5 protein-coding genes and 1 pseudogene are annotated in these 3,562 nt (G+C 69.3%); 4 read left to right on the forward strand and 2 right to left on the reverse strand.

All coding sequences use genetic code 11. The features are described 5' to 3' along the window. Together ACILRB_RS15860 and ACILRB_RS15865 are read left to right on the forward strand one after the other, a co-directional pair. Positions 1-388 (forward strand): annotated as a pseudogene (locus ACILRB_RS15860) (CCA tRNA nucleotidyltransferase); the annotation flags it as partial. Between the two features lie 146 nt (positions 389-534). Continuing rightward, positions 535-816 (forward strand): hypothetical protein, encoded by a 282-nt coding sequence (locus tag ACILRB_RS15865; RefSeq protein ID WP_395667263.1) that lies wholly within the window; start codon positions 535-537, stop codon positions 814-816. A 40-nt stretch (positions 817-856) separates the two neighbouring features. Here the strand turns inward: ACILRB_RS15865 and ACILRB_RS15870 are convergent, their stop codons facing one another. Both ACILRB_RS15870 and ACILRB_RS15875 read right to left on the reverse strand, forming a co-directional pair. Next, the gene (locus ACILRB_RS15870) at positions 857-1,621 is read right to left on the reverse strand and encodes an SDR family oxidoreductase (RefSeq protein WP_395667264.1); all 765 of its coding nucleotides are present in this window, start codon (positions 1,619-1,621) and stop codon (positions 857-859) included. Positions 1,622-1,694: 73 nt separating this feature from the next. Further along, a complete protein-coding gene (locus tag ACILRB_RS15875; protein WP_395667265.1) occupies positions 1,695-2,291 on the reverse strand; it encodes a cytochrome b in 597 nt (198 codons plus the stop codon). A 346-nt stretch (positions 2,292-2,637) separates the two neighbouring features. Between ACILRB_RS15875 and groES the strand changes: the two genes are divergently transcribed. Both groES and ACILRB_RS15885 read left to right on the forward strand, forming a co-directional pair. Then, on the forward strand, positions 2,638-2,925 hold the full coding sequence (groES, locus tag ACILRB_RS15880) for a co-chaperone GroES (protein WP_395667266.1): 288 nt from the start codon (positions 2,638-2,640) through the stop codon (positions 2,923-2,925). 47 nt (positions 2,926-2,972) lie between these two features. Further along, a partial coding sequence (locus ACILRB_RS15885; protein ID WP_395667267.1) for a TCP-1/cpn60 chaperonin family protein occupies positions 2,973-3,562 on the forward strand: 590 nt, incomplete at its 3' end.

Here is a 3,562-nt window from a genome sequence, read left to right on the forward strand (position 1 = left end):
GGACGCGGCGCGGCTCGCGGCGCGGCTGCGGCTGTCGAACGCCGAGCGCGACCGGCTCGCCCGGGCGGGCGCCGCGCTCGCGGTCTTTCATGCAAGGCGCGGGATCGACGAGGCTTTCTTGCGGCGCGCGCTGTTCCTGCATGGGCGCGAGGCGGCGCGCGACGCCGCCGCGCTCGCCTTCGCGGGCGAGGCCGCGCGCGCTTATCTCGCCGAAGCGCCGGAGCCCGTCTTTCCCGCGTCCGGGGCGGCGCTCGTGGCGAAAGGTCTTTCGGGGCGCGCGGTCGGCGCGGCGCTGGCGCGCCTCAGGGCGCGCTGGATGGCGGCCGGCTTTCCGGCGGACGCGGCCCTGATCGAGGGCTGGATCGCCGAAGAAGCGCGCGCGCGTTAACCGCATTCGTCCCCGGTCGCCTGAGCGCGCCAATAATCTTTTGTTTTGAATCGATTGTAGGGTTTCGCCGGGTTATCATGCGGGCGACGTCGGCCGGCCCTGGACTTGAGCGGGATTTGGGCGGGCCTTGACGAGGGGCGAGGGCAGTGAGCGCAGAAAGACAGCGTCCTTCGGAGGTCGCCCGCCGTCTCGGCGCGCGGTCGCGCACGCGCGCCGCCGAGCCGCCCGACCGGCGCGAGACGGCCGGCGCCGCCGACGGCTGGCGGCGCGAGACCTTCACCCTGCCCCGCGGCGAGGCGCGCGACAAGGCGCGGGAATGGTTCGACCGCTTCCCCAAGGCCGCCTATATGACCGAGATCGAATCCTGGCGCGAGCTCTCCGACGACCGGATCGAATTCACCATGCGCCGGCTGCCGAGCGCCGACTGAGGCGGCGGCCTCAAGACGCCCCGCCGCATCATGTTCGTCCTCACAGCACCACATCGGGCGTCGCCCATGCGAGATGCTGGCCGCAGTCGACCGCCAGCATCTCGCCCGTGACATGGCGCGCCCGCGCCAGATAAAGCACGGCTTCGGCGATCTCGTCCGCCTCGACCGGCCCGGGCAGGAGCAGGCCCGAGACCTCCTGCGAAAATCCCTCGCCTCCCTGCGGCCCGTTCGGCGCCACAGGCCCCGGCCCGACCGCGTTCACGCGCAGCCCCAGCGGCGCGAAGCTCTGGGCCATGGTCCGCGTCGCGGTCCAGAGAGCCGACTTGCTGAGCGTATAGGAGAAGAACTGCGGCGTCGGCCGCAGCACGCGCTGGTCGACGATATTGACGATCGAGGCCCCGGGCCGCGCCTGCGCCGCGAAATTGCGCGCCAGCGCGCAAGGGGCGCGCAGATTGACCGCGAAGATGCGGTCCCACTGCCCGACGCCGAAATCGGCGGCCGAATCGGCGGCGAAGACCGAGGCGTTGTTGACGAGCAGCGACAGGGGCCCGACGCGCGCCGCCGCCGCCGCGACGAGCCTCTCGACGGCGCTGGCGTCGGCGAGATCGGCGGCGAGCGCCGCGGCGCGACAGCCCTCGTCGGTCAGCGCGCGCGCCGTCGCCTCCGTTTCAGGGAGCGAGTTTTCGCTGCAATGCAGCGCGACGGCGTAGCCGTCCTGCGCGAGGCGGCGCGCGACGCAAAGTCCGATGCGCCGCGCCGCGCCCGTCACCAGCGCGGCCTTGGGGCCGCGCGTCCCGTCGTTCATGCCGATGCGCCTGCGCCAGAGAAGTCTCCGGCGTCAGGCTTGCCGCGCCGCGACGGGCGCCGTCAAGCGCCGCTCAGGCGCGGCCCGCGCGTCCGTTCTCGCGCCCCTCGATCAGGCTGTCGAGGTCCGGCTCCTCATGATGGGGCGCGCGCGGCGGAATCATGCGCTGCAGCACATTGTCCTTCAGCACATAATGATGAAACAGCGCCGCGCCGGCGTGGGCGAAGGCGACGAGCATCAAAAGATTGGCGAACAGCCCGTGCCAGTGGGTGACGGGCTTGCGCATCTCGTAATCGCCGAACTGCGGCAGGGCGAAGACGTCGAACAGGCTGAATCCGCGCACGAAGGCGTTGGCCACGCCGAGCCCCACGACGACGACGAGAAGCGCGTAAAGCGCCGCATGCGACGACGCCGCCAGCACATGGGCCAGGCCCGGATAGGGAAAGGGAAGCCGGCGCCGGCCGAAAAAGCGCCAGACGACGCGCCAGGCCAGCACGGTGACGAGGGCGAAGCCGATCGCCACATGGATCGACCACAGATTCGTGCGCCAGAGCCCGCGCGGAAACAGATCGGCGACGCGGCCGAGGCACCACAGGACGAGGATCATCCCCGCCGTCAGCCAGTGCAGGGCGATCGTCGTCGGGTCGTAATGGGAAGCCTGATCCTGCATTTGACGTTTTTCTCCTGAACATTCCTCTGCACGCCGCTTCGGGCGCAGGCTTTTTTTGAGCGATTCTATTTTGACCTTAGCGCCCCGCCGCCGGCGCGCAAAGGCCGCTGAACGCCTTCTTTGGGCGTAGCGCTTCGCACGGCCGCGGGAGGAGCGCCGATGCGGTCGGCGCGAAACGCGCCGCCGGCGGCTTGACAGCAAAAGGGGCGGCGCCTAGATACGGAGCGCGGTTGGCACTCGTTCACCGAGAGTGCTAACAGAGCGCCCATTTTGCACCCTGCCGCTTTTCAGGAGGCCCTCCCCGGCGGAGCGCAGCGCCTCGGGCGGCCAGACAAGGGAATCTGTCATGAGCTTTCGTCCCCTGCACGACCGCGTCGTGGTCAAGCGCCTCGACAGCGAGGAGAAGACCAAGGGCGGGATCATCATCCCCGACACCGCCAAGGAGAAGCCGCAGGAAGGCGAGATCATCGCCGTCGGCCCCGGCGCGCGCGACGACAAGGGCAACGTCACCCCGCTCGACGTCAAGGCCGGCGACAAGATCCTGTTCGGCAAATGGTCGGGCACCGAGATCAAGATCGACGGCGTCGACCTGCTCATCATGAAGGAAAGCGACATCCTCGGCGTCGTCGCCTGAGTCGTCCCTGACCTTCTTAAAATCGGCCATTTCAGGAGAATTCACCAATGGCAGCCAAAGACGTCCGCTTTTCGTCCGACGCCCGCGACCGCATGCTGCGCGGCGTGGACATCCTCGCCAACGCCGTCAAGGTGACCCTCGGCCCCAAGGGCCGCAACGTCGTGATCGAGAAGTCGTTCGGCGCGCCGCGCATCACCAAGGACGGCGTGACGGTGGCCAAGGAGATCGAGCTCTCCGACAAGTTCGAGAACCTCGGCGCCCAGCTCGTCCGTGAAGTCGCCTCGAAGCAGAACGACGCGGCCGGCGACGGCACCACCACGGCGACCGTGCTCGCCGCCTCGATCGTGCGCGAAGGCACCAAGGCGGTCGCCGCCGGCCTCAACCCGATGGACCTGAAGCGCGGCGTCGACGTCGCCGTGGCGGCGATCGTCGCCGACCTCAAGGCCAACTCCAAGAAGGTCACCTCGAACGAGGAGATCGCCCAGGTCGGCACGATTTCGGCCAACGGCGACAAGTCGGTCGGCGAGATGATCTCGACCGCCATGCAGAAGGTCGGCAACGAGGGCGTGATCACGGTCGAGGAGGCCAAGAGCCTCGAGACCGAGCTCGACGTCGTCGAGGGCATGCAGTTCGACCG

The organism is Methylocella sp. (genome assembly GCF_044226135.1).
Classification (GTDB): Bacteria; Pseudomonadota; Alphaproteobacteria; order Rhizobiales; family Beijerinckiaceae; genus Methylocapsa.